Source organism: Phycisphaeraceae bacterium (assembly GCA_019636675.1).
In the GTDB taxonomy this organism is placed as follows: domain Bacteria; phylum Planctomycetota; class Phycisphaerae; order Phycisphaerales; family UBA1924; genus JAHBXC01.
Genome location: JAHBXC010000003.1, coordinates 291,931 through 311,247 on the forward strand (window position 1 = coordinate 291,931; position 19,317 = coordinate 311,247).

General features: G+C 70.1%; 15 protein-coding genes. 5 read left to right on the top strand and 10 right to left on the bottom strand.

Annotated features, from left to right (window positions below):
- Window positions 1-436 precede the first annotated feature (436 nt).
- The 3 genes from KF684_11530 to KF684_11540 are packed head-to-tail and all read right to left on the bottom strand — an operon-like array spanning window position 437 to window position 2,100.
- Window positions 437-856, bottom strand: coding sequence for a PEGA domain-containing protein (locus KF684_11530; GenBank protein ID MBX3353553.1), 420 nt, complete (start codon window positions 854-856; stop codon window positions 437-439).
- The gene (lptB, locus tag KF684_11535) at window positions 853-1,662 is read right to left on the bottom strand and encodes an LPS export ABC transporter ATP-binding protein (GenBank protein MBX3353554.1); all 810 of its coding nucleotides are present in this window, start codon (window positions 1,660-1,662) and stop codon (window positions 853-855) included. Before lptB ends, KF684_11530 begins: the two co-directional genes overlap by 4 nt.
- Window positions 1,663-1,716: 54 nt before the next feature.
- Window positions 1,717-2,100, bottom strand: coding sequence for a DUF4870 domain-containing protein (locus KF684_11540; GenBank protein ID MBX3353555.1), 384 nt, complete (start codon window positions 2,098-2,100; stop codon window positions 1,717-1,719).
- Window positions 2,101-2,219: 119 nt separating this feature from the next.
- On the opposite strand from KF684_11540, the gene pdxA reads away from it, so the two are divergent.
- Window positions 2,220-3,293, top strand: a complete 1,074-nt coding sequence (gene pdxA, locus KF684_11545; GenBank protein MBX3353556.1) for a 4-hydroxythreonine-4-phosphate dehydrogenase PdxA — start codon at window positions 2,220-2,222, stop codon at window positions 3,291-3,293.
- Here the strand turns inward: pdxA and KF684_11550 are convergent.
- Window positions 3,277-3,762 carry a hypothetical protein gene (locus KF684_11550; protein MBX3353557.1) on the bottom strand — a complete coding sequence of 162 codons (486 nt, stop codon included), beginning with the start codon at window positions 3,760-3,762 and terminating at the stop codon, window positions 3,277-3,279. The two genes, pdxA and KF684_11550, sit on opposite strands and share 17 nt — an antisense overlap.
- A gap of 273 nt (window positions 3,763-4,035) precedes the next feature.
- Here KF684_11550 and KF684_11555 point away from each other — a divergent pair, with 273 nt between their 5' ends.
- Window positions 4,036-8,352 carry a PQQ-binding-like beta-propeller repeat protein gene (locus KF684_11555; GenBank protein ID MBX3353558.1) on the top strand — a complete coding sequence of 1,439 codons (4,317 nt, stop codon included), beginning with the start codon at window positions 4,036-4,038 and terminating at the stop codon, window positions 8,350-8,352.
- Window positions 8,353-8,416: 64 nt separating this feature from the next.
- On the top strand, window positions 8,417-9,976 hold the full coding sequence (locus KF684_11560; protein ID MBX3353559.1) for a SpoVR family protein: 1,560 nt from the start codon (window positions 8,417-8,419) through the stop codon (window positions 9,974-9,976).
- Between the two features lie 6 nt (window positions 9,977-9,982).
- Here KF684_11560 and KF684_11565 read toward each other — a convergent pair whose 3' ends face one another.
- From KF684_11565 to KF684_11585, 5 genes are all read right to left on the bottom strand, one after another.
- Entirely contained in the window at window positions 9,983-10,882 is a 900-nt protein-coding gene (locus tag KF684_11565) for an OmpA family protein (protein ID MBX3353560.1), read from the bottom strand.
- 47 nt (window positions 10,883-10,929) lie between these two features.
- Window positions 10,930-11,709, bottom strand: a complete 780-nt coding sequence (locus tag KF684_11570) for a MotA/TolQ/ExbB proton channel family protein (GenBank protein MBX3353561.1) — start codon at window positions 11,707-11,709, stop codon at window positions 10,930-10,932.
- Between the two features lie 210 nt (window positions 11,710-11,919).
- Window positions 11,920-13,488, bottom strand: a complete 1,569-nt coding sequence (locus tag KF684_11575; GenBank protein MBX3353562.1) for a leucyl aminopeptidase family protein — start codon at window positions 13,486-13,488, stop codon at window positions 11,920-11,922.
- A 166-nt stretch (window positions 13,489-13,654) separates the two neighbouring features.
- The gene (locus KF684_11580; GenBank protein ID MBX3353563.1) at window positions 13,655-14,221 is read right to left on the bottom strand and encodes a CHRD domain-containing protein; all 567 of its coding nucleotides are present in this window, start codon (window positions 14,219-14,221) and stop codon (window positions 13,655-13,657) included.
- A gap of 216 nt (window positions 14,222-14,437) precedes the next feature.
- Entirely contained in the window at window positions 14,438-14,752 is a 315-nt protein-coding gene (locus KF684_11585) for a (2Fe-2S)-binding protein (protein ID MBX3353564.1), read from the bottom strand.
- Between the two features lie 170 nt (window positions 14,753-14,922).
- Between KF684_11585 and KF684_11590 the strand changes: the two genes are divergently transcribed.
- Window positions 14,923-15,636 (top strand): Rrf2 family transcriptional regulator, encoded by a 714-nt coding sequence (locus tag KF684_11590; GenBank protein MBX3353565.1) that lies wholly within the window; start codon window positions 14,923-14,925, stop codon window positions 15,634-15,636.
- 123 nt (window positions 15,637-15,759) lie between these two features.
- On the top strand, window positions 15,760-17,358 hold the full coding sequence (gene lysS / locus KF684_11595) for a lysine--tRNA ligase (protein MBX3353566.1): 1,599 nt from the start codon (window positions 15,760-15,762) through the stop codon (window positions 17,356-17,358).
- A 267-nt stretch (window positions 17,359-17,625) separates the two neighbouring features.
- Here lysS and KF684_11600 read toward each other — a convergent pair whose 3' ends face one another.
- On the bottom strand, window positions 17,626-19,230 hold the full coding sequence (locus KF684_11600; protein MBX3353567.1) for a hypothetical protein: 1,605 nt from the start codon (window positions 19,228-19,230) through the stop codon (window positions 17,626-17,628).
- Window positions 19,231-19,317: the final 87 nt, after the last annotated feature.

Sequence of the window (19,317 nt, forward strand, 5' to 3'; positions counted from 1 at the left end):
AAGGGCGGAATGCCCGACGCTCGTCGACTGCGCGCACGAGCGAGAGGTTTGCCTCCGCGCCTATTCGGTTGAGCCCCCGCCGGGCTCGTCGCGCTCGCTCGACGGCTCTTCGCCGTCGCTGTGGGCGCACAGATAGCGCCCGACCTTGCGACGATACGTCGTCGCAGGCCGCTCCCTGATCACGCGTGTCATATAGACACCTCCCTTGCTTCCGACACCCGCGAGAGGCGAAACGCACGGGCCCCCGAAGACCCCTTGAACCGCTCGCGAGTGGTAGTCATCGAAAGGTTCGATCGTCCGGTATTCCCAGTTCCAAGGGAAGACAACAATCGGAGTAAAAATTCATCGGTGGGGCTTGATTCGCGGTGAATCTCGATCGCCGCTCCCCCCGATCGGGGCACGCCGGAGCGACGTTCGCGCGGATCGTGCGCGATCGTCAGGGCGTGTCGAGGCGTTCGCGCGCGTCGCGCGCCCGCTCGAGCAGCGAACCCTCGTCCTCGACCGTCGGCGTCAGCACGTAGTGCCAGCGCACCGTCGTCTCGCGCACCCCCGGAGCGACCTCGGAGAAGAAATCGAAGAAGGGCTGGTCGTGCAGCGCGGGGGACGCCTTGCCGGTGGTCACGAGGGGTTCGTAGCCCGGCTTGGACAGGCGAACCTCGTAGACGCCGAACCAGGTGAACTCGGCCTCGAGGGGCGTGGCGCCCATCTGCACATCGTTGACGTGCACCAGCGCGCCGGGCGGGTCGGAGGTGATCACCAGCGTGCGCCGGTTCGTGCCGCAGCCGACCAGCATCGCGCCGGTCGCGCACAGCGCGAGCGCGGTCATCGCATCGCGAAGGGGGGCGGGCCGGCTCATCGTCCACCCCCGCCCGGGGGCCGGAGGGCGGCGGCGGGCGCGGGGCGCGCAGCGCGTTTGCGCTCGAGCGGCTCGTCGAACTCGTCGCCGCGGAACATCGACCCGATGTACGCGCGCTTCACGAGCTCGTCGTTGATCAGTTCTCTCGGCGCACCCTCGCGCAGCACCTTGCCGTCGGCGATGATGTACGCGCGGTCACAGACCTTCAGCGTCTGCTGCACGTTGTGGTCGGTGATGAGCAGGGCGATGCCCATGCTGCGCAGCTGGAGGAGTTCCTGCTGCAGGTCCTCGATCGCGAGGGGGTCGACGCCCGAGAAGGGCTCGTCGAGCAGGATGAGCGAGGGCTCGGTGACCAGCGCTCGCGCGATCTCGAGCTTGCGCCGCTCGCCCCCCGAGCAGGTGCGCGCCTGGTCGTGCGCCTTGTGGCGCAGCCCGAAGCGCGCGAGCAGCTCGTCGCAGCGCGACTCGCGCTGCTGGCGCGAGAGGGGGGTCACCTCGAGGATCGCCATCAGGTTGTCGCGCACCGTCAGGCGCGAGAACACGCTTGGCTCCTGCGACAGGTACCCCATGCCCAGCCGGGCGCGCCGGTACATGGGCAGGCGCGAGACCTCGCGACGGTCGAAGAAGACCTGGCCCCCGTCCGAATCGATCATCCCGATCGTCATGCGGAACGAGGTCGTCTTGCCAGCCCCGTTGCGACCCAGCAGGCCGACGATCTCCGCCTTCTCGACGTGGAACGAGACACCGTCGACGACCGTGCGGCCGCCGTAACGCTTCACCAGTCCCTTGGCGTCGAGAAGTGGCACGGGCGAAGTCTAGTGAACCCGACCCCCCGCCGCGAGCCGCCCGGCCCGGCACGCTCAGATCAGGCGGATCGTCATCGGGTAGCGATAGAACTCGCCCCGGCTGGCGGCCATGGTGGCCTGGATCACCGCGATGACCGCGATGATGAACATGGGTATGTAGAGCAGCACGCCCATGCCGCAGGTCAGCACCGTCGCGAGAGGGATGATCACCAGCGCGTAGAGGAACACGCTGATCCAGAAGTTCACCGCCTCGCGACCGTGGTCGTCGAGGAACGACGACTCGTCCTTCTTCACCAGCCACAGCACGAGCGCCACGATGATCCCCGGGACGGGCGTCGCGACCGCCAGCGCGCCCGACAGCAGGTGGGTCAGCGTGGCCCAGGTCCTTTCCTGGTCGGTCAGCGGCGTGATGGGCGCTCGGGCTGGGTCGTAGGGCATGGGTTCCTCGTCCTTCATCGCGTAGTTGGGACGCGCCGTCGCCAGATTTCGGCGTCCGGGAGCGCCCCGGGCCCGCCCGACCGGGAACGCCGGGCAGGGGTCGCCCGTAGCATCGTTCGGTGAGCCGACGCGACGAACAAGATCGGACAGCCGCGCCCCGGCGCCCCACGATCGCCCTGTCGATGGGCGACCCCCTGGGCATCGGCCCGGAGATCATCGTCAAGACCCTGGCTGACCCCGCGATCCGGCGGTCCGCGCGGTTCCTGGTCTTCGGCCTGCACGGGTGTCTCCTCGACGCCGCCGAGCGGGCCGGGGTCGAGCCCTTCTGGCGGAAAGTTCCGGCCCACTCGGCCCTCGCCGAGAGCGGGGCGTCGCACGACATTCTGGTGCTCGACGACGACCGCTTCGCCGACGCGGCGCACCTCGCGCGCCAGGGCGAGGCGCGACCCTCGAGGGAGGGCGGGGCCGCATCGTTCCAGTTCGTCGAGGACGCGATCGCGTCCACGCGGCGCAAGCCGGGCGACCCCCTTCGCGCCGACGCGATCGTGACCGCCCCCATCAGCAAAGAGGCGTGGGCCCTCGCTGGGCGCAGCAAGTACCCGGGCCACACCGAGCTGCTCGCGACGCGCTTCCAGAGCAAGCGTGTCGCGATGATGTTCGATTCCCCCACGCTGCGCGTGGTCCTCGCGACGATCCATGTGCCGCTGATGGATCTCCAGGGGTTGCTCACCATCGGTCGTGTCTTCGACCCCATCGACCTGGGCAACGACGCGCTGCGCCGGCTGGGCGTTGAGCGCCCGCGCATCGCCGTGTGCGGGCTCAACCCCCACGCCGGCGAGGGAGGCCTCTTCGGCGACGAAGAGCAGCGCCTCATCGAGCCCGCGATCCGGCTCGCGCAGGAAGCCGGCATCGACGCGCGCGGGCCCTTCCCGGCCGACACGGTCTTCAACAGAGCGGTCCGCGGCGAGTTCGACCTCGTGGTCGCGATGTACCACGACCAGGGGCTCATCCCCGTCAAGCTCCTCGCCTGGGATTCAGCGGTGAACGTCACCCTCGGCCTGCCGGTCGTGCGCACGAGCCCGGATCACGGGACCGCCTTCGACATCGCGCGACAGAACAAGGCCGACGCCGGGTCGCTCTCGCGCGCCGTCGAGCTCGCGGTGCGCATGAGCGCGATCAGCGACGCAGACTGACGAAGTGGTCTTTGGGTCCGAAGGGCGAGTCGACGATCTGCATCGCCAGGATGACCTCGTCGCTCGCGCTCGCGTACTTGCCCCACTCGAGCGAGACGATGAACATCGCGAGCACGCAGACCCAGGCGCCAAGCTCGGCCGAGCGCTTCGCGCGCAGCGCGATGAGGATCGTCGACGAAAGAGCGATCGTCGCCAGCTTGAAGCCGGCCAGCGTCGCCGAGCCACCGCTGTGCGCCAGCGCCCGGGCCAGCGGGTTGCCCTCGAACAGGCCCACCGTGTGCATGTACGCCAGCGTCAGCGTCAGATCCGCGACGCCCAGGACGGCGAACGCGAGAACAAGCACGCTGACGCGACGGGATCGCACGGCGTCCGTCGATACGCGTGCCAGCCAGGCGCGGATGCCCGCCCCGACGCGATCGCGCACGCCGCCGGCCACGACCCCCGCTCGACCGAGATGTGCGCGAAGCACCGTCGGCATAGACAGGGGCGCAGATCGACCCTTCCGAACCTTCGCTGAAGCGGGCGACCGAACTTTCCGACGCTAGAGTCGCGGCGGGCACGCCTGCGTGGTCTGGACCGCCCATTCCCGACCCGGGGCTCCTCTCCCCGGGCCCAGCCCCCCGGGGGGCGAACTCGCAGCGCTCTCCCCGCGAATGGTTTCGGGGGCGAGACGAACCCGCGACGATGCGCGGCGTCCCACCGGACGCCCCACCACGCGCACCCGCGCGGAGCCAAGGACGCGATGCAGAGCAGACCGCACCCCACGCACGGCGCACGACACGCGAGGAACCTCCTCGCGGCGGTGGTCGCGAGCGCGGGCCTCGTCGGCGCCGTCGCGCCCCTCGCCGTCGCGCAGCAGTCCAACCCGGTCTACGTCGACGACTCTCTGGCCGCAAGCGAGGCACTCGCGCGCGCGGGCGAGCTCTCAGCCGGCGGCAATCACGCCGAGGCGTCGCGCGTCCTCCAGCGCGCCCTCGACGACGACGCCGAGCGCCTCCTCGTCGACCCGCGCGACCCAGACCTCTTCCGCACCGTCCGAGACCGCGTTCGCGAGGCGCTCCTCTCCAGACCCGCCCTGCTCGACGAGTACCGGGCCGTCGAGGGCGTCGAGGCGCGCCGGCTGCTCGACGCGGGCGACGACGAGCGCGTCGAACGCACGCGCCTGCTCACGACCCCCGGGCTCGACGCGGCCCTGCGCGTCGCCCAGCGACGCATCGAGCGCGCCCAGTTCTGGTCCGCCCTGCGCGTGCTCGAGCAGCTGCCGGGCCACCCCGACCTGCGCGCCGACAAGCACGACCACGCGCTGCGCCTCGCCCGGCGCGCCGCCGGGTACATCGCGGCGCTGTCCTCCGAGGACGACACCCGCGCCGCCGAGGCGATCGTCGCGTCGATCGCCCGCGCCGCCGGCGCGTCGGCGCCCGACGCCGAGCGCCTCGACGCGCCGCGCCTCGAGCGCGCGCGCTCGCCCTTCGATCACGCCGGAGAGGTCTCGGTCCGCGCGATGCTCTCGCGCCCGCTTTGGTCCATCCCCTTCCAGCCCACGCAGGAGCCGACCCAGGGCCAGCGCGACGCCGGGCACCTGCCGGCCGATTCGCCGCTGCCCTCGGCGCTGGGGCTGCAGATCATCCCCACCATCGCGGGCGACACGATCTTCCTGAACAGCGGCGACGTGATCGCGGCGTTCGACCGGTACACGCTCGCGCCGCGCTGGCCGGAGCGACGCTTCGAGCCCTCGGGCTTCGTCGTCGCGCAGCAGCGCTCGGGGCGTCGAGGGATCCAGCGCATCGCCCTCGACGACACCAGTTCGATCGCCGTCTCCGAGCCGTGGGCGGTCGCCGTCACCGGCACGCCGGCCGGCAACCGGCGCCTGGGCGACCCGCGCGTGCACGCGCTCGACACGCAGACCGGCGTCATCGCCTGGTCGCGCGACATCTCGACCCTCGACCCGGGGCTCGAGGGCGCGACGGTGAAGGGGCGCCCGCTGGTCTCCGGGGGCGTGGTGGTGCTCGCCGCCAGCAGGCAGGCCGCCCAGCGCCGGCTCGAGAGCGTGCAGCTCGTCGGGCTCGATCTCTCGACTGGTGCGCTGCTGTGGCGCACGCCGCTCGCGAGCGCCGGCGCGCTGCCCTACAACGCGTCGGTGTCCGCCGCCGATCACGCGATCGAGTGGCGCGGTCTCGCGCTGCGCGCCGACGAGGTTGGCGTCGTCGCCGCCGTCGACGCCGCGAGCGGGCGCCCGTCGTGGATCCGGCGCACCCCGCGCGCCACGCTCACACGGCGCGAGTCCTGGCCATATGAGTCCCACGCGCCGGTCGTCGTGGGCGAGATGGTCTATTCCCTCTCCGCCGATTCCTCGCGCCTCTTCGAGGTCGACGGGACCACCGGCACGCTCCGGCGCGAGTTCGACGCGCAGATGCTGGGCGGCGCGAAGTACCTCCTCGTCGTCGAGGGCGTGATCTTTTCCGTGAGCGAGACCTCCATCGCGCGCGTCACCCTCTCCGACGACGCGCCGGCCAACGCGCGCGGCGTGCCCCGCGCCCAGGCCGAGGCGATCCTCTCCCTCTCGCGCCCCGGCCTGCGAGGGCGCGTCGTCCCGGCGCAGGGCGCGCTCGTCGCGCCGTTCCGCGACGGCGTGATCGTCGTCCGGCTCGACAGCGTCGACGACGCCGGGCGCCCGCGCATCGACCGCCTCACGCTCGACCGCCCGGGCACGGTGCTGCCGGTGAACGACCAGCTCGTCGTGGTCGACGACGCCGAGCTGCACACCTACCTGCTGTGGGAGACCGCCGAGCGCCAGCTCCTGCGGCGCATCGAGGCCGAGCCCGACGACCCCACCGCCGCCGTCGTCTACGCCGAGCTCGCGTACCGAGCCGAGAAACCCCAGACTATCCTGCCGGCGCTGCGCCTCGCGGTGCGCGCGCTCGACAGAGACCCGATCTCGCCCGTGTCGCGCGACCTGCGCGCCCGCCTCTTCGCGTCGCTGGTCGCGATGCTGACGCCCGAAGCGCCGGCCTCGTCGCCGGTCCTGCCTCGCGAGGTGCGCGCCGGCGTCGTCGACGCCGTGGCGACTCTGGCGTCGACGCCCTCGGACCGCGCCACGGCGCTGCTGCTTCGGGGCGAGCACGCCCAGACCTTCGGCGATGTGCAGGGCGCCGTCGCCGCCTACCAGGGCGTGCTCGACGAGCCCTCGCTCTCGTCGGCGCAGCTCCGAGACAGCGGCGTGCAGCGCTCGGCGTCCGAAGAGGTCACCCGGCGCCTGCGCGGGCTGGTGCGCGAGCACGGGCCCCACATCTACGCGCGCTACGACGCCGAGGCGTCCGACGCGCTGGGGCGTCTGGGGCTGTGGAGCGACGCGTCGGCCTTCGAGGACCTCGCGCGACGGTACCCGGTCAGCGCGTCCGCGGCGCGCGCGCTCATGCGCGCGTCCGAGGCGCACCAGCGCACCGGCCAGAACGAACGCGCCGTCCTCGCGCTCGAGCAGGGACTCCTCGCGGCCCGCGACGCGCTGATCGACGACCGCGCCATGCTGGGCGAGCTGGGGGGGCGCCTCGTGCTGGCCATCCAGAAGACCGGCAGGCACACCGCCGCCCACCAGGCGCTCGCGCGACTGCTCAGCGAGTACGGGGAGGACCTGCCCCTGAGCGCGATGGGCGAGCCGCTGAACACCGCGTCGCTGCGCACGACGCTCGCCGGGCTGGCGTCCGACGCGACGCGCCTCGCGCGCGTGGGGCCGATCGACGAGTCGGCCCAGCCCCAGGCCCTCATGGACTGGAGCATCGCCGAGCCCCTCGTGCGCGACGCCGGCGCGCCGGCCAGGGCGCACGTTGTGCTCACCTCCGCTGAGCAGTTCTCGCTGTTCGCGCCGACGCCCGGGGGCAAGGGCGGCGTCGAGGCCAGGTGGTCGTATCCGCGCGCGAACGCCGACGCGCTGGTGCGCCTCGACGACAGCGCCGCGTACTTCACCGTCGACTCGGCGCAGGGGCGCATCCTGACGCGCATCGACGCGCGCACCGGCGCGCCGGTGTGGAGCACGCCGGCGTTCCGCTCGCTCTTCGGCGAGCAGTCGGTTCGCAACGACCCGCGCCTCGCCCTCGAGGGCAACGTCCGCACGCCGCCCTCCATCGAGACGCCGGTCTCGGGCCGGCGTTCGCTGACCGAGCTTCTCGTGGTCTTCGACGAGCGCACGATGGCGCTCGTCGAGCGCAGCGGGCGCGCCGCCGCGTTTGATCTGGCCGACGGGTCGACGCTGTGGACGCGCGACGATCTCCCGGCCGAGGTCTACGACATCGCCGCCGAAGCGGGCGTGCTGATCCTCGGGGGCGCCGTCGCGGCGCGCGACCCTGCGCAGCAGCAGGCGGCGCGCATCGCGACCGTGGTCTCGCTCGACCTGCGCACCGGGCGCACCATCCACGAGACGCGCCCCGACGCCGGGCGCGTCCGCTGGGTCAGGCCCGCCGGCCCGGGTCGCGCGCTGGTGGGCTTCGACGCAGGCGTCCTCTGCAACGACGCGTTCCGGGGCACGACGCGCTGGTTCGCCGGCGCGTCGGCCCTGCGCGAGTCCGTCGAGGCGTGGGTCGTCAACGACCGCGTGTTCGTCATGGACCCCACGCAGCGCCTCTGGCAGCTCTCCCTCGAGGACGGCGCGATCCGGCGCGAGCCGCTCGACTCCGAAGGGCGCCTGGATCGCGGCGGGCCGGTGCGCGTGCGCGCCGTCGACGATCGCGCCGCCTTCGCCTCCATCTTCGGGCTCATCGTCTTCGGCCCGGGGGGCGAGATCGCCGGGCGCGACGCCGCCCTCGGGGGCGACACGACCGTCCAGACCGCCTTCGTCGACGCCGGGCTCCTCGCCGTCGACATCCAGCCCAGCGACTCGCAGGGCCAGCTCAACGTCTATCGCGTGCGCCGGTTCAGCTCGTCGACGGCGGCCCTGCAGGGCTCGCAGCGCATCGCGCTGGGCGTCGCCCCCAGCGTCATCGCCGCGATCGACGGGAGGATCCTCGTCACCGCCGGCAACGCCACGATCGTCTACGACGCGCCAGTCTCGCCCGCCAGGGGCGATTGAGCCGATCCTGAGCGTGACGCGCCGTCGCGCGTCGCGCCCGACGAGGTCCGCCGGAGGCCGACCCATGCCCGCCAGAACCAACACCGACCTGCCCCCCGAGCTCCTCGACCACATGCGCGCCATCAAGGCCAAGGCGGTCGAGTACGGGCTCGACTTCTTCGAGGTCGTCTTCGAGGTCGTCGACTTCGTCACGATGAACCAGCTGGCGGCGTACGGGGGCTTCCCCACGCGATACCCCCACTGGCGCTGGGGCATGGAGTACGAGAAGCTCTCGAAGCGCGACGCCTACGGGCTCGGGCGCATCTACGAGATGGTCATCAACAACGACCCCTGCTACGCGTACCTCCAGGAATCCAACGCCGTCGTCGACCAGAAGCTCGTGATGGCACACGTCTACGGCCACGCCGACTTCTTCAAGAACAACGCCTGGTTCGCGCGCACCGACCGCAAGATGATCGACCAGATGGCCAACCACGCGACGCGCGTGCGCCGCCACATCGAGCGCCAGGGCGCCGAGACGGTCGAGCGCTTCCTCGACGCGTGCCTCTCCATCGAGCACCTCATCGACCCGCACTCGATGTTCGTCCGGCGCGAGGACCCGCGCGCCCCGGCGCGCCGCCACGACCACGACGCCCCGCCCGAGCGCGACGACCCCTTCGCCCCCGACAAGTTCCCGGCGAAGCCCTACATGGACCCCTTCATCAACCCACGCGACGAGATGGAGCGTCAGCGCGCCGAGAAGATGAAGCAGCGCGAGGACTCGCGCCGGAAGTTCCCCGCCGAGCCCACGCGCGACGTGCTCCAGTTCCTCATCCGGCACGCCCCGCTCGAGGGCTGGCAGCAGGACATCCTCAGCATCGTGCGCGACGAGGCCTACTACTTCGCCCCCCAGGGCATGACCAAGATCATGAACGAGGGATGGGCGTCGTACTGGCACAGCAAGCTCATGACGCGCCACTTCGCCACCGACGCCGAGATCGTGCAGTACGCCGACCAGCACTCCGGCGTCGTGCACCAGCCACCCGGGGGCTTCAACCCCTACAAGATCGGGCTCGAGCTCTTCCGCGACATCGAGCGCCGCTGGGACACGGGCCAGCACGGCGCGTCGTGGGAATCGCTCGAGGGCCTCGGCGCGCGACTTGGGCACGACGACCGCTCGATGAAGGGGCGCGACAAGATCTTCGAGGTGCGCCGCGTCTACAACGACGTGAGCTTCATCGACGAGTTCCTGACCGAGGAGTTCGTCGACGAGCACCGCATGTTCATGCACCGCCCCGACCCCCAGACGGGCAAGATGCGACGCGTCAGCCGCGACTTCGGCGAGGTGAAGCGCGCCCTGCTCAACCAGCTCACCAACGCCGGCCAGCCGTTCATCTACGTCGTCGACGCGAACTACCTGAACCGCGGCGAGCTGTACCTCGCGCATCGCTGGACGGGGCTCGAGGTCGAGGGCGCCAAGGCGGTCGAGACGCTGCGCCACCTGCGCACGCTGTGGGGGCGCCCGGTGCGCCTCCAGGCGCGCATCGGCGACGAGACGGTGCTGTTCACCCTCTCGGACCCCGAGGGCGAGGTGAAGCGGGGCAAGATCAACGACGACACGCCGCCCCCGGCGCACACGCTCTGAGGGCGATCAGCCGATCGGCTCGTCGTCGGTCGTCAGCGTGACCGGCTCGGTGCGCTCGGGCAGGGTCGCCGGCTCGTCGAGGTGCGGGTCCTGGGGAAGGACCTCGCGCGTGACCATGATCTCGACGCGCTGGTTTGTCAGGTGGGCGGCGGCGTCGTACGCGATGGCGGTGTTGCGGTCGAAGTCCCCAGCGCCGACGATGCGCATCCGCGCCCAGGGGATGCCGTTGGCGTTGAGCGCCTCGGCGACCGCGACGGCGCGCCGGTAGGAGATGTCGTAGGCGGTCTTCGCGTCGCGTCGCGCCTCGATCGCGCTGGCGTGGCCGCGGATCTCGATGATGAAGTTCCGCCCCTGCAGGTTGTTGGCGATGGTGCGCGTCGCCTGGCGTGTCGCCAGCGTGAGCGAGGTGGAGCCCTGGTTGAAGGGGACCACGCCTCCCACGGTGTAGTAGTCGTTGGGACGGATCATCTGGACCTCGTCCTCGTTGCCCTGCACGCCGGTGCGCCGCCCGGTCCCCGAGTCCTGCTGGCGCTTCTTGATGCGCTGGATGAGGGCCTGGTCGTTGGGGTCGCTCGAGGACATGCTGACGGGGTTGTTGAAGCCCTGGCGGATGGCGATCGCCGCGTCGAGGAAGCCGGGGTGGGGCGTTCCGGCGGCGCCGCCGGACGCGGGGCCCTCGCTCTTCGCGCCGCTGTCGGGCGGGTTCATGTTCATCGCGAGCATGATCACGAAGAAGCCCATCATGAGGGTCACGTTGTCGGCGAAGGAGATCAGCCACTCGGGCGCGCCCTCTTCGTGGTGGCCCTTGTGCCCGCCCCCGTGCCCGTGGGACTTGTGCTTTTTCTTCTTGTGGCCGCCCTCGCCGTGCTCGTCGCCGTGCTCGCCTTTTTTCTTCTCGTCGGCCATGGCGCTGGTCGCTTACCTGAAGGAAGAAGGGAGGGAGGGAGCCGGGATCACGCCGCCTGCTGGAGGCCCGAGCGCCCGGACTGCGGGATGAACGCCACCATGCGGTCGAGCGTGACGCGCGGGTTGTCGCCCGCCTGGATCGAGAGCAGGCCCTGCAGCACCATCTCGCGGCAGAGGATCTCTTCGGCGCTGCGCAGGGCGAGCTTGTCGCCCATGGGCCCGGCGACCGCGTTCGCGATGATCGTCGCGTACATCGTCGCCACGACCGACACCGCGAGCATCTTGCCCATGATCTCGATCGAGCCGCCCAGGTTCGCGAACATGCCGATCTGACCGACCAGCGTCGCCGCCAGGCCCCAGCCGGGGCCGAACACCTTGATCAGGTCGAAGAACTTCTTGCCGGCGGCGTGGCGGTCCTGCATCGCCATCACCTCCATGCGCATGGTCATCTCGATGTTGTCGGGGTCGACGCCGTCGATCGCCATCTTCAGGCCCGACTTGAGGAACTCGTCGTCGAGCTTCTCGACCTCGGACTCGAGGGACAGGATGCCGTCGCGCCGGGCCTTCTCGCCCAGCTCGCCCATCAGCTTCACGACCTCGGTGGGGGACTGGGACTTGTAGAAGAAGAACTTCTTGCAGTAGCCCCCGATCTGCTTGATCTTCGACATGGGCATCGCCATGAAGATGACGGAGATGGTGCCCCCGAACACCATGATGAAGCCCTTGTCGGAATAGAACATCATCCAGTCGCCGTGGGAGGCCTTGTAGCCGACCACGAGCAGGCACAGCACTCCGAGCACCGTTCCGATGACTGATGCCTTGTCCATCTCTGGGCGACTCTCCGGTGAAGCGCAGGGCGCGACGAATGACCGGGAAGTCATCGGCGCACCGCGCGGACCGATACAGGGTCTGCCCGCGACGCGCAGCCGGTTCGCCCCACGCAGTCGCCAAGACCGCGCAGGCCCGCCCAGGCGTCACATCCCGGCGTCCGAAAACCCCGCTGTCCGCGATCCCGGCCCGCTGCGCCGGCTCGCGCGTCACATCGCGTCGCAGAGCTCGGCCAGCAGGCGCACGCCGAAGCCGGTGGGGGTGTCCTTGGCGTAGGGCCCGGACTCGCCGGTCACGCGATGGACGCCGGCGACGTCGAGGTGGCACCAGGGCGTGCCCTCGGTCACGAAGTACGACAGGAACGCCGCGCCCTGGATGGGGTGGGCGTCGCGCACCGGGGCGCTGTTGACGATGTCGGCGATGCTCGACTTCATCAGGTCGCGATATTCCTTGTGCAGGGGCAGGCGCCAGACGCGCTCGCCCGCCGACGCCGACGCGCACTCGACGGCGCCGCGCAATTTGTCGTCGTCGCACCACATGCCGGCGAAGGTCGACCCCAGCGCCGTGATGACGCCCCCGGTCAGCGTCGCCAGGTCGATGATCGCGCGCGGGTCCTCCTTCTCGCACGCCCAGCACAGCGCGTCGGCCAGCACGAGGCGACCCTCGGCGTCGGTGTTCGTGACCTCGACCGTCACCCCGTTGCGGAAGGTCATGCAGTCGTCGGGGCGATAGGCGTTCTCGTTGACGCTGTTCTCGGCGGCCGCGAGCAGCGCGACGACCGGGAAATCGGGCTTGACGACGGTGGCGATCGCGTGCATCGCGCCGATGACGGCGCACCCGCCGTCCTTGTCGCCCTTCATGCCGCGCATCCCGTTGCTGATCTTGAGCGAGAGCCCGCCCGTGTCGTAGGTGAGCGTCTTGCCGATGAGCACCAGGGGCCTGGCGCCCTTCTTCGGCTTCGCCGGCGTGTACTCGATGCGGATCATGCAGGGCTTGTTGATCGACGCCTGCCCGACCGTCACGAGCCCCATCAGGCGCTCGCGCTCCAGCGTCGCGCCCTGCATGACCTTCACGGTCAGGCCCTTGACCTTCTTCGCCATGTCGCGGCACTGATCGGCCATCCACGCCGGGGTCGCGACGTTGGGGGGCGTGTTCGACAGGAACCGCGAGAAGTTCGCGGATTCCGCGAGGTCGACGCCGCGCGACATGCCCTTGGTGAAGGTCGCCAGCGACGACGACAGCGAGATGCCCACGCGCTCCTTCTTGTTGTTCACCGTCCCACGGTAGTGGTCGAAGGTGAAGCCGAGCAGGCCGATGGCCTCTCCCACGCACTGCCCGGCCTTGTCCGCCTTGAGCGTCACGCCCTCGGCGCTGAGGGCGTGGTGCAGCTCGAAGTGGGCCTTTGCGCATCTGGCCCCGGCGAGGCGCTTGCCCACCCCGGCCGCCGCCGAGCGCATCGCCTCGGCGTCGAGCTTCGTCGGCTCGCCCAGCCCGAGCACGAAGACGCGAGCGGCGTGGACGCCCTTGCGCCTGGCGCCCTCGTAGGACGGGAACGCCTCGATGACCTGCCCCGCGTCGCCGGTGGATTCGGCCCGCTGCAACGCCGCGTCGATCGCGGCGCGCGTCGCGTCGTCGAGCTTTCTCGCCGTCGAGTCGTCGAGGGCGGGCTTGGGCGCCTGCTTGCTCTTCGCGCCGGCGTTCGCCGGTTTGAACACGCCTACGACGAGCGCGTCGGCGGACTCAGGGGCGGACGCGGCGACTCGGACGGACTGGAACATGCGGCATTCCTTCAATCAGGAGGTGGAGGGGAGGGTAGGGGCCCCGCGACCGGCTCTCTCCCGACGGGCTTTCGCCGCGACGGGCGACGCCCCATCAAACAACAACCCCCGGCGCTCGTTGCGTCGGGGGTCGTGGTGGATCGGGATGTTGATCGTCGATCGCTGCTCAGCGACGGCGCTTCGCGGCCACGAGGCCCGCGATGCCCATGAGGGTCGCGGTCGCCGGCGTGGGGATCGGCAGGCGCGGGATCTGCCCGCGGATCTCGCCGCCCGGGAAGGTGTTGGTGTGGATGTTCACATACAGGTTGCCGTCGATGAACGCCTGGATGACGGTCGCCGGGTCGCTGCTCACGCCGCCGTAGGTCCCGCCCGCCGTCACGCCCATCGCGGTAAGCGAGATGCCCAGGCCGTCCTGCTGGAAGGACGCGAGGAACCCGAGGTCGATGACGATCGGGCCGTTGCTCCCGGCCGGTGCGAGGTGGATGTGGACGGGCGTGCCGTTGGGCCCGACGGGGCGCAGCTCGGCGAGGGGGATGCCCACGACAAAGAGCGTGATGTCGAAGGTGTCGCTGGTGGTGTCGTAATCAATCGCTCCGATGCCCAGCGCGCCGGAGCCGTTCGCCGGAACCTCCTGCGCGCCGCTCAGACCGAAGTTGGCGGACAGGATCGCGGCATTGGCGCTGACGCTCAGCGCGAGCGACGCGACAGTGCAAAGACCGATGGTCTTCATCATCTCTCGTAACCTCCTCTGTGCCGCGGCGCGCGTGCCCACGCGCCGCGTGATGGAACTGACGGAATCCCTGATCTCGCGCCGGGTGTGCAGCCCGACGCGAGGAGGCAACATCGGCCCGATGGGCGATCGCCTCCACATTCTCTGTACCAAGACACCATACCGCGCGGCCCGCTGAAATCGGGCATTTTCCGCGCGTTTTCCCGTGAACCGGTGTTTTTACGAGCGCGACTCGGGCGCGTCGGAATCACCGATCGTCACCCGTACGCCCGTCGCCCGGTACGACGCGCGCGCCTTGGTGTAGGCCTCTGGCGACACCCTCAGGTCCGGCTCACCGTCGGGCCCAAGCCCCTGCCCGGATTGATGTTGCCGATGGAGTTCCTGCAGAAAGGGCACGCACCAGCGGCAGCCGGTTCCGGCGCCCAGGCAGTCGCTGATCAGCGACGCGACCGGCGGGTCCTCGCGCTCGAGGTACGCCCGGATTTTCCGCAGCGACACGCGGAAGCACAGGCAGACATGGTCGTCGGGGTCCACGCGCCCATCCTATCGGACCCTCACCCGCCCGGCCCGACCAGTGCGGACAAACCCCTCTCCCCATCCGAATCTAGGCCGGCGGGCCCGGCGAACCCACCCTTCCAACAGACACCACCCGGCGGTCCCTCTTCCGTTGACGAGGGTCGCGCTCGCCGGCACTGGAGGCCCGAATGCTTTCTCAAACCTGCGAATACGCCCTACGCGCGGTCGCGTGCCTCGCCCGCCAGCCCGGCGAGTTCGTCACCGCGAGCGCGCTCGCCGAAGCGACGACCGTCCCGCCGGACTATCTCTCGAAGGTGCTCCAACAGCTGGCGTCGGCCAAGGTCGTCCAGGGGCGTCGCGGCGTCGGCGGCGGGTACCGCCTGGCGCGTGACCCCAGGGAGATCAACCTCCACGACATCATCGACGCGATGGGCGTCATCAGCCGCATCCGCGCATGCCCCACCGGCGACCAGCGCGACGGGCTCTGCCCCCTCCACGAGACGATGGACCGCGCGATCCGCGCCGCCGAGCAGGTCTTCCGCGACACCACCCTCGCAGACCTCATCACGCGCGACACCACCACCGCCATGTGCGTCAAGCACTGCGACGGCGCCAGCGCCAACGGCTCCACCCCCGGCGCACGCGCCGTGACCAACGGGCACGCGCCCGGCGCCGGGACCGTCTCGACCTCGCGCCTGTCGTCGAGCAGCAACCTGCGCGAAGAGCGCTTCAGCCGCGCCGCGGCAGGGGCGCGACCCGCCGACGAAGAGTTCGACGAGGCGCACACCAAGCCGACCAGGTCGTCGCAGGACCCCGTTTTCACCGCCAGCGGCCGACTTCGCGCCAAGCCCCGCTCCTCCGGAGCCTCGGGCGCCAACGGCCACTCTCACGCCGGGCGCTGATCGCCGACACACACCCCGTCCTCGTTCCATCCCCTTTCCGATTGACAACGCCCGGCCCACGCCGGGCGTTGTCGTGCGCCATCGCCTCCACGCCCCGAACGACCCGACCCTACCATCGCCCCTATGCCCGACGAACCCTCGCTGCACGAACTCGAACTCCAACGCCGCAAGAACCGCGACGCCATCCGCGACCTCGGCGCCGATCCCTACGGGCATCGCGTCGACGGGCTCCTGGCCCTCGCCGACGCGCGCCTCCTCTACAACGAGAAGGCCGACGCCGACCACCAGGCCAACAGCAAGAACGAGGGCTTCCGCGATACCCGCCCCGTCGTGCGCGTCGCCGGGCGCGTCGTCCTCCATCGCGACAACGGCAAGCTCGTCTGGATGCAGCTCCGCGACCACACCACGGGCTCCGAGGGCTCCACCGACCTGCAGATCGCCGTCTCGAAGCGCGACTGCGCCGAACGCGGCTTCAACATCGCCAAACTGCTCGACCTGGGCGACATCGTCGTCGCCACCGGCCCCCTGATGAAGACCAAAGCAGGCGAGGTCACCATCTGGGCCAGCGACCTCGACATCGCGTGCAAGTCCCTCGCGCTGCCCCCCGAGAAGCGCGCCGGGCTGCAGGACCCCGAGCAGCGATACCGCAAGCGCTATGTCGACCTGTACACCAACCCCGAGACGATGCGCGTGTTCCAGTTGCGCTCGCTGCTGGTCTCGCGCCTCCGCCGCTTCTGGGACGAGCGCGGGTTCCTCGAGGTCGATACGCCCGTGCTCCAGACCCTCGCGGGAGGGGCCGCGGCCCGCCCGTTCACCACGCACCTCAACGCGCTCGACATCCCCCTCTTCCTGCGCATCGCGCCGGAGTTGTACCTCAAGCGACTGCTCGTGGGAGGCATGCCCAGGGTCTACGAGGTCGCGCGCAACTTCCGCAACGAGGGCATGGACCGATCCCACAACCCCGAGTTCTCGATGGTCGAGGTCTACGAGGCCTTCGGCAACTACGAACGCATGATGGACCTCACGGAGGCGCTGGTGCGCGACCTCGCACGCGTCGCGGCGGAATTCCGCACCGGGATGCAGGGCGAGGGGTCTCCTTCCAACACCGACAACCCCCCCGACCTGCGCCTCCCCTTCGACACGATCACCATCGACTACAGCAGGCCCTTCGCGCGCGTCACCTACGGCGAGCTCTTCCAGCGCGCCTACGGCTTCCCCATGTCCGACGAGGCCAAGGTTCGCGCGCAGGCGAAGGCGCAGCATGTCCCCAACGCCGACAAGCTCGCGCACGAGCTCCTCATCAACGCCCTCTTCGACAAGGCCGAGGAATCCATCGACCCCACCGTCCCCACCTTCGTGATGGACTACCCGGCGCCCCTCTGCCCCCTCACGCGACCCAAGGCCAGCGACCCCAGCATCGCCGAGCGCTTCGAGCTCTTCATCGGCGGCATGGAGTGCGCCAACGCCTACACCGAGCTCAACGACCCCGACATCCAGGAGCAGAAGTTCCGCGAGCAGCTCGCCGGCATCGACGACGAGGAATCCACCTTCCGCACCTACGACGCGGACTTCGTCGAGGCCCTCAAGGTCGGCATGCCCCCCGCCGGCGGCCTGGGCGTCGGCGTCGACCGCCTCGTCATGCTGCTCACGAACAACCGCTCCATCCGCGATGTGCTCCTCTTCCCCATGATGCGCCCGCTGCCGAGCGAACAGGGGTTGTAAGAGAAGAGATTCACCGCGGAGTTCGCGGAGGACGCGGAGGGGAGAGGCGGGTGAACACCCAGAGGGGTGGCGTGGTACGGCGCAGCCGTGCCACGACCGCTGACTGTGGTGTGATTTCCCCCCTCTCGCTCGCGGGAGGGGGCGGGGGGAGGGTCTTCGACGCCTCGTCACTCTCCGCCCCCCCTCACCCCTGCCTTCTCCCATGGGGGACGAGGGGGTGGCGCATCCGCCGACCTGCGCCCCGTTCGACCCAGGAAGCTCACCCGCTTACGGGGTCCAGTGGCGGCGCTGCAGCAAATCCACGATCTCAAGCCGCAGAACGATCTCACCGTCCCACGAGTGAAGGTCAACCGAACGGCGCACCGCCTCTTCATCGCAGCGGAGCACGAGGTACGAATCATCCGTCGATGCCCGGATCCGATCGACGAACAGCGACGACACATGGATTGCTGACCCGAGATAGGGGAGAGATCGTCTCAGAATGTGACGACCGAGAGGAATCTCTTCGTCGCCGATCCGGAGAAACATCTCTGCCGCGAAGCCCTGCTGCGGCGCGATCTCATCCAGCCAGAGGTATCCCATCATCGGCGTCGCCGAGTTGTTGAACGCGGCTGGCGCCTGAGCCGGGCCCATTCCTTCAAGATCAGGCGCAATCGTCAGTTCAACGCTGGGCACGGCACGGACTTCATTGGCCATGGTCGCGAATCCCTGCACGCGGCGGTAGTGGTCGCGAGGCACAAACCGAACGGTGTGCGTGGATTCGTGCTCCCACACACGGCGCAGGCCTTTGTCCGTCAGGACCGGGAGAGGTGGCCTGCGCCCCGGGCGCACCGAATCGCCCACATCAAACCGGCCTCGCAGCACGAATGTGCGCTCGCTCCCCGCGGCGCCGGCCCGGAGGAGTGACACCGCGCCTCCGGCGACATCGCTGCCAGACGGAACCTGCCTTCTCAGCGTGATGTGCGTCTGTTCACTGCTGAACGGCGAGGAGAGCGCCACCGACCGTGCGCCGAATGTCGGCCGCCAGACCGGCACTGTCCGGCCTTCGTCGATCGCGTCGAGTGTTGAATTCGCGATGATATAGAAACGAAAGATCGAGAGATCCGGCAACACTTTCGTGTCGTCTGGCCGCAGGCGAAGCGTGCCGTAAGCCTGCGAAAGCGAGTGGTAGTAAGGCGGCTGCCCGTGTCCTCTCCAATCCGCAGCGACCTCGACCGGGATCGGATCCCCCTCTTCGACCTCTTCGCGCACACGCGCCGTTATCAGCAGGATGTTGTTCCAGAACTCGCGAACCTCCGACTCGGGCACGAGCTCCTGCGCCGCGAGCGCGGCGAACACATCGCCGACAAAGCCCCATTCCACCGACTCATCCTTCTGCCACGCGAGGATGCGCCGGACCACGCGTGCCGCGCCGCTCGCGTCGATCTCGCCGGCGTCCGCGCGGCGGAGCAATTCGATCTGGTGCACATAGGCGTTCGCTTGCGTGTCCTTCGGCGCGCGGTCCAGCAGCATGAACAGGGGCAGCCAGGTGATCGTGTTGACACTCTGTGTGCGCGTGTAGACCTCCACGCCGGCCACAGCGCCCGTCAGCGCGAGCAGCAGCGCGCCGATCCCCACCACCCACCGCCGCGCGCGCCGTCTGCCCCAGCGCACGGCGCGCTCGCCCGCCGCCACGCGCCCGCACTCGGGGCAGGTGATCGGGTACGCCCGACCCGGGTGCGTCTCGCCCAGGAACGAGGTCAGGTCGTAGCGGCAGCGTCGCTTGCGGCACCGCGGCAGCGCGTCGACGCGCCTGCCGCGCAGGCCGAGGAGGAGCACCAGCAAGCCGAGGCCGCCGATCGCTGTCAGGATGGTCCAGTCGAGGAAGAGCAAGGTTGTCGTCGAGCGTACCTGATTCCGCGGCGAGACCGGGAAGAGAGTTCACCGCGGAGGACACAGAGGGGGCGGAGGGGAGAGAGG